Raw genomic sequence first — 5,932 nt, forward strand, 5'->3', positions numbered from 1 at the left:
GCGGGCGTCGGTGAGCAGCATCAGCGCCAGCAGGCCCGCGACCTCACCTTCGGACGGCAGTTGCTCGCGGAGCTGCCGGGTCAGCCGGATGGCCTCGGTGCTGAGCTCGACCCGGTGGAGCGAGTCGCCGGACGATGCGGTGTAGCCCTCGTTGAAGATCAGGTAGAGCACATGCAGTACGGCGGTCAGCCGCGCCGGCAGCTCGTCGGCCGGTGGAAGGGCGAACCGGGCGTCCTGCAGTTTCGCCTTCGCCCGGCTGATCCGCTGACCGATAGTTGCCTCCGGCACCAGAAATGCCCGGGCGATCTCGCCGGTGGTCAGGCCGCCGACCGCCCGCAGCGTGAGCGCGACCTGGGACTGGGTGGTCAGCTCCGGGTGGCAGCACAGCATCAGTAGGGTCAGCGAGTCGTCGACCGCAGGCGCCGCCAAAGGTTCGGGCTGCACACCCACGGCCTCCTCGCGCCGCTGCCGAGCCGCCTCACTGCGCAGCGCCTCGATCCGCCGCCGCGATGCGACCGTGATCAGCCAACTCCGCGGATTCTCCGGTACGCCGTCGCCCGGCCACTGCATCGATGCCGCGAGCAACGCCTCCTGAACCGCGTCCTCGCAGGCGTCGAAATCGCCGTACCGGCGCACCAGTGCGCTCAGCACCGACGGCGCCTGCGACCGCAACACCTCCTCGAGCTGCATCACGTGTACGCCGACAGGTCGCGCACCGGGCGCACCTCGACCACGCTGTACGGCGCCTCCGGGATCAGCGCGACGATCTCGGCCGCGCGCTCCATCGACTCGCAGTCGAGCAGGTAGAACCCGGCCAGCTGTTCCTTGACCTCGGCGAACGGGCCGTCGGTGGTCAGCGGCTTACCGTCCCGGACCAGCACCTGTTTGGTTGCCGACGGCTCGGCCAGCGACTCCGAAGCGAGCAGCTCGCCGCGCTCGGCCAGGGCCTCGTGCAGGGCCGCGTACCCCGCCATACCTTCACGCTTCTGTTCGTCGGTCAGGCCGTCCCACACCGCACGGGATTCCGGATTGCCGTAGATGAGTACCAGGAACTTAGACACGGTCCAGTATCGATCGGATTACCGGTTCGCAGCACCCATAGCGGGTGACCCGCCGAGACGTTCAGGTGTAGAGGGTGTCCGGGGCATGCCCGCGGGCAGGGCCCAAGTAGAGTTACAGCGACTGTCCAGGGGTGAGAGAGGAGGGGGCGCGTGCCGGACTTGGAAGTGTCCGACCGGGTGCTCACGATCCCGAACGCGCTCAGCTTCCTCAGGTTGCTGGGTGTGCCGCTGTTCCTGTGGTTGATCCTCGGGCCGAGGGAGGACGGCTGGGCGCTGCTCGTGCTGGCGATCTCCGGCTTCACGGACTGGGCCGACGGCCAGATCGCACGGCGGATGAACCAGACCACCCGGCTCGGGCAGATGCTCGACCCGGTGGCAGACCGGCTGTACATCTTCGCCACCGTGCTCGGTCTGGCGTTGCGCGACATCATCCCGTGGTGGCTGGCGATCGCGCTGCCGTTGCGTGACCTGTTGCTCACGTTCACCCTGCCGGCGCTGCACCGCCGCGGCTTCAACGCGCTGCCGGTGCACTTCCTCGGCAAGTCGGCGACCTTCTGCCTGCTGTACGCGTTCCCGCTGCTGCTGCTCGGTGACGGCGACAGCACCCTGAATCTGCTGGCCCGCGTCTTCGGCTGGGCGTTCGCCATCTGGGGGACGGCGCTCTACTACTGGGCCGGCGTGCTCTATTTCGAGCAGCTGCGGCACCTGATCCAGACAGTGAAACCAATCGACAAGGCCCGGTAGCCAGTGACCGAGCCCGCAACCAAGCCGCCTCCGCCACGGCGCGTCGACGCCTCGATGTCGCTGCTGAACAACCTGATGGCGCACCCGATCGACGAGGGGTACGCCGTTGCGGCCCGGACCCGGCCGCAACAGGACGGCAAGCCGGTCCGGTCGCGGCACCGGGTGATGCTCGCGGTGGCGGCGGTGGTGCTCGGCTTCCTGATTGCGGTCGCCGCCTCGCAGAACTACCGCAGCGCGCCGGAGGCGGAGAAGCAACGCAAGGAGCTGATCGCCCGGATCAACCAGGCCGACACCCGGCTGTCCGGACTGCGCACCGATCAGACCCGGCTGGCCGACGAGGTCCGTCGGTTGCAGGCCGGGGGACTGACCAACGCGGACAACGGTGTGGCGCTGCAGCAGAAGCTCGATGACCTGGAGTTGCAGACCGGAGCGATCGCGGTCACCGGTCCCGGCCTCAAGGTCGTCGTCAACGACGCCAAGGACGCGGACAAGGAGGGCCGGCTGCTCGACGTCGACCTCCAGCAGCTCGTGAACGGGTTGTGGACGGCAGGAGCGGAGGCGATCGCGGTGAACGGTCACCGGCTCACCTCGATGACCGCGATCCGGGGCGCGGGTAGTGCGATCACGGTCGACTACAGCTCGCTGACCCCGCCGTACACGGTGCTGGCGATCGGTGACACCGGGACGCTGCCGGCCCGGTTCGCACAGAGCTCGGGCGGCCAGTGGGTGCAGTACCTGGTCAGCAACTTCGATGTCCGGATGACGATCACGACGGAGGATTCCTTGCTGGTGCCGGCGGATGCGACCATCGCGCTGCGATACGCGAAGGTCGGTGGCTCGAAATGATCGCCGTACTCGGACTGATCATCGGCGTGGTGGTCGGCCTGCTGGTCGCCCCGGACGTCCCGGAGTGGGCCCAGCCGTACCTGCCGATCGCGGTGGTCGCGGCGCTGGACGCGGTGTTCGGTGCGCTGCGGGCGTTCCTGGACGGGATCTTCGACGACAAGGTGTTCGTCGTGTCGTTCGTGTCCAACGTGCTGATCGCGGCGCTGATCGTCTACCTGGGTGACCAGCTCGGGGTCGGCTCGCAGCTGTCCACCGGCGTGGTCGTCGTCCTCGGGATCCGCATCTTCACCAACATGGCCGCGATCCGCCGGCACATCTTCCGGGCCTGAGTGACATGAGCGACGAGAAGCCGGACACCCCGGAGCCCGAGAAGCCCACCACCGACGACCAGCCCACGGTCATCGCCAGCTGGTGGGGCCAGGACGACACCCCCGCCAAGCCCGGCAAGCCCGCTGAGCCGAGCGAATCCACCGACCGCGGCAAGCCGGTTGAGCCGGGCAAGGCCGCTGAGCCGGGCAAGGCCGGTCTGCCTGAGGAGCGCCCGGCGAGTGAGCCGACGGCCGACGAGCAGACGGCACCCGAGCAGGCGGTAGCCGAGGACAAGCCGGTGGAGCGGAAGGTGGAGGAGCCGCCGCACCGCCCGAAGGCTGAGCACGCCAAGCCGCCGCGCTTCGACCCACCGGTGAGCCCTGCAGCAGACGCTCCGACGCCGGCCGGCACTTCCGACGCGGAGCCCGTCGAGCAGGCGCATCCGGTGCAGCCGACGCCGATGCCGGCGCCGAAGAAGCCGCGGACGCCGAACCTCGCGGTCCGCCGGCTGAAGGCCGGGTTCAAGCCGTCCCGCGGTCAGGCGATCGTCGCGGTCGTGCTCGCGCTGGTCGCCTGTACGGCGGTCGTCCAGGTGCGCGTCAATCGCGCCGACGACGGGTACCAGAACGCGCGCCGTGAGGACCTGATCGCGATCCTCGACGGACTCGGGCAGAACACCCGGCGGCTCGAGGGTGAGATCGCCGAGCTGGAGGAGCGGAAGAACACGCTGGCGTCCAGTGCCGACAAGGCGGAGACGGCCAAGCAGCAGGCGGAGGCGCAGATCCGCGCGCTCGGGATCCTGGCCGGTACGGTGCCCGCGCACGGACCCGGGGTCCGGATCACCCTGAACGACCCGCAGGGCAAGATGACGTCCAGCAACCTGCTGGACGCGATCGAGGAGCTACGCGACGCCGGCGCCGAGGCGATTCAGATCAACGGCACGGTCCGGGTGGTGGCCAGTACCGACTTCGTCGACGACGCCCCCGGCATCAAGATCGACGGGCTGAAGGTGACCTCGCCGTACGTGATCGAGGCGATCGGTGACTCGCACAGCCTGGCCGAGGCCTCCAACTTTCCCGGTGGGCTGGTCAGTGAGGTGACCGGTCCCCAGGTGGGCGGTACGGCGGACGTGAACGAGGAGACCAACGTCGCCATCACTGCCTTGCACGCGCAGGAGGAGCATCGCTACGCTCGCCCGGCGCCCAGCCCGTCCAAGTAGTCAGCCCGGTAACTTCCAGTGAAAGAGGAACGACGGTGTACCCCGAAGACCTGAAGTACACGGCCGAGCACGAGTGGGTGAAGGCCGGCGAGGGCCCGGTGCGGGTCGGTATCACCGACTTCGCGCAGGACGCGCTCGGAGACATCGTGTTCGTCCAGCTGCCCGAGGTCGGCAGCGCGGTGCGCGCCGGCGACTCCTGTGGTGAGCTCGAGTCGACCAAGAGCGTCAGCGACCTGTTCGCCCCGGTGAACGGGACCGTGCGGGCCGTCAACGAGGCGCTGGCCGACCAGCCCGACCTGGTCAACACCGACCCGTACGGCGAGGGCTGGCTGCTCGACATCGAGGTGGACGACGACGCCGAGGTCGAGGCCCTGATGGACGCCGAGACCTACCAGGGCCAGCTCGACCAGAGCTGATCGGTGCGGGCCGATCACTGCCTGATAGGTTTGCCGGACCTCAACCGCTGATCGAGGGTTGGGGTCCGGGTCCACACTGTAAACACGGGGTCTACGACACAACGTCGCCTAACGGCGATCGGGAGGATCACAGCATGCCGTTCTGCAACCAGTGCGGGCACGAGAACTCCGAGGGCAGCCGCTTCTGCTCGCAGTGCGGAGCCATGCTCCCTGGGGCGGACCGTCCGGCCGCCGCCACGCCGACGCCTGGTGTGACGGACACCGCGATGCTGACGCCGATCAGTGCCGAGCCGGAGACCGAGCGCTTCGACCAGGGTGAGCCGCTGTCGCCCGACGACCAGGCCGCGGTGGGTGCGTTGCCGGCCGGGTCGGCCCTGCTGATCGTGCAGCGCGGCCCGAACGCGGGCAGCCGGTTCCTGCTGGATGTCGACGTGGTCACCGCGGGCCGGCACCCGGACAGCGACATCTTCCTGGACGACGTGACGGTGTCCCGTCGGCACGCAGAGTTCCGCCGCGACGCGTACGGCGTGAAGGTGCGCGACGTCGGCAGCCTGAACGGCACCTACGTGAACCGGGACCGGATCGACGAGGTCCAGCTCAGCAACGGTGACGAGGTGCAGATCGGCAAGTACCGGCTGGTCTACTACGCCAGTGGCCAAGCCTGAGCTCTCGATCGGCGAGGTCCTGCAGATCCTGCAGGCCGAGTTCACCGATGTCACCATCTCCAAGATCAGGTTCCTCGAGGCCGAGGGGCTGGTGACACCGGCGCGCACAGCGTCGGGCTACCGCAAGTTCAGCGCGGGTGATGTGGAGCGGCTGCGCTACGTGCTGACCGCCCAACGTGACCAGTACCTGCCGCTGAAGGTCATCAAGGAGCACCTCGGTGCGATCGACCGCGGTCTGCGCCCGGCAGCAGGTGGACCGCCGATCGCTCCCAGTACGCCGGCCTCCGGGCCGGCCGCCGACGACTTCGGTGCTACCGGCACCGACCTCCGGCTGACCAGGGCGGAGCTCTGCGCTGCCGCCGGAGTCAGTACGACGTTGCTCGCCGAGCTGGAGAGTCACGGCCTGATCGTGGCCGAGGGCAAGCATTACGGCGGGGACGCGATCGTGGTCGCCCAGGTGGCCGCGGAGCTCGCGACGTACGGGATCGAGCCGCGGCACCTGCGCCCGTTCCGGACCGCCGCCGACCGCGAGGTCGGACTGATCGAGCAGGTCACCGGCCCCCGCCGTACCGACCAGACCCAGCAGCTCGCGGCCCTCACCGTCCGCCTGCACACCGCCCTCGTCCGCTCCCGCCTCCCCCGCTGACCGGTGGTGTGGTCGGGGAGTGGGAC

At 69.2% G+C, this 5,932-nt stretch carries 9 protein-coding genes; 7 read left to right on the plus strand and 2 right to left on the minus strand.

Features of this window, described 5'->3' with window-relative positions:
- A partial coding sequence (locus E1261_RS42575; protein WP_132415669.1) for an RNA polymerase sigma factor occupies positions 1–690 on the minus strand: 690 nt, incomplete at its 3' end.
- On the minus strand, positions 690–1,061 hold the full coding sequence (locus tag E1261_RS42580) for a YciI family protein (protein ID WP_132415671.1): 372 nt from the start codon (positions 1,059–1,061) through the stop codon (positions 690–692). The genes E1261_RS42575 and E1261_RS42580, both read right to left, overlap by 1 nt.
- Before the next feature lie 150 nt (positions 1,062–1,211).
- On the opposite strand from E1261_RS42580, the gene clsA reads away from it, so the two are divergent.
- The 7 genes from clsA (at position 1,212) to ftsR (ending at position 5,906) form a co-directional block, all read left to right on the plus strand.
- Positions 1,212–1,805 (plus strand): cardiolipin synthase ClsA, encoded by a 594-nt coding sequence (gene clsA / locus E1261_RS42585; protein WP_132415673.1) that lies wholly within the window; start codon positions 1,212–1,214, stop codon positions 1,803–1,805.
- 3 nt (positions 1,806–1,808) lie between these two features.
- Positions 1,809–2,651, plus strand: coding sequence for a DUF881 domain-containing protein (locus tag E1261_RS42590; RefSeq protein ID WP_238176794.1), 843 nt, complete (start codon positions 1,809–1,811; stop codon positions 2,649–2,651).
- On the plus strand, positions 2,648–2,980 hold the full coding sequence (locus E1261_RS42595; protein WP_132415675.1) for a small basic family protein: 333 nt from the start codon (positions 2,648–2,650) through the stop codon (positions 2,978–2,980). The genes E1261_RS42590 and E1261_RS42595 overlap by 4 nt, the downstream gene beginning before the upstream one ends.
- A 5-nt stretch (positions 2,981–2,985) precedes the next feature.
- Complete coding sequence (locus tag E1261_RS46715) at positions 2,986–4,179, plus strand: DUF881 domain-containing protein (RefSeq protein ID WP_238176795.1); 1,194 nt, start codon at positions 2,986–2,988, stop codon at positions 4,177–4,179.
- A gap of 35 nt (positions 4,180–4,214) precedes the next feature.
- Complete coding sequence (gcvH, locus tag E1261_RS42605) at positions 4,215–4,595, plus strand: glycine cleavage system protein GcvH (RefSeq protein WP_132415677.1); 381 nt, start codon at positions 4,215–4,217, stop codon at positions 4,593–4,595.
- A 134-nt stretch (positions 4,596–4,729) separates the two neighbouring features.
- Positions 4,730–5,260 carry an FHA domain-containing protein gene (locus E1261_RS42610; RefSeq protein ID WP_132415679.1) on the plus strand — a complete coding sequence of 177 codons (531 nt, stop codon included), beginning with the start codon at positions 4,730–4,732 and terminating at the stop codon, positions 5,258–5,260.
- A complete protein-coding gene (gene ftsR, locus E1261_RS42615; RefSeq protein ID WP_132415681.1) occupies positions 5,247–5,906 on the plus strand; it encodes a transcriptional regulator FtsR in 660 nt (219 codons plus the stop codon). Before E1261_RS42610 ends, ftsR begins: the two co-directional genes overlap by 14 nt.
- Positions 5,907–5,932: the final 26 nt, after the last annotated feature.

Source organism: Kribbella albertanoniae, assembly GCF_004348455.1.
GTDB classification, from domain to species: Bacteria; Actinomycetota; Actinomycetes; order Propionibacteriales; family Kribbellaceae; genus Kribbella; species Kribbella albertanoniae.

What these genes read in the sequence shown, in the direction of transcription:
- E1261_RS42610 (WP_132415679.1), top strand. Translation starts at nt 4,730, where the DNA reads ATGCCGTTCTGCAACCAGTGCGGGCACGAGAACTCCGAGGGCAGCCGC.
- E1261_RS46715 (WP_238176795.1), top strand. Translation starts at nt 2,986, where the DNA reads ATGAGCGACGAGAAGCCGGACACCCCGGAGCCCGAGAAGCCCACCACC.
- E1261_RS42595 (WP_132415675.1), top strand. Translation starts at nt 2,648, where the DNA reads ATGATCGCCGTACTCGGACTGATCATCGGCGTGGTGGTCGGCCTGCTG.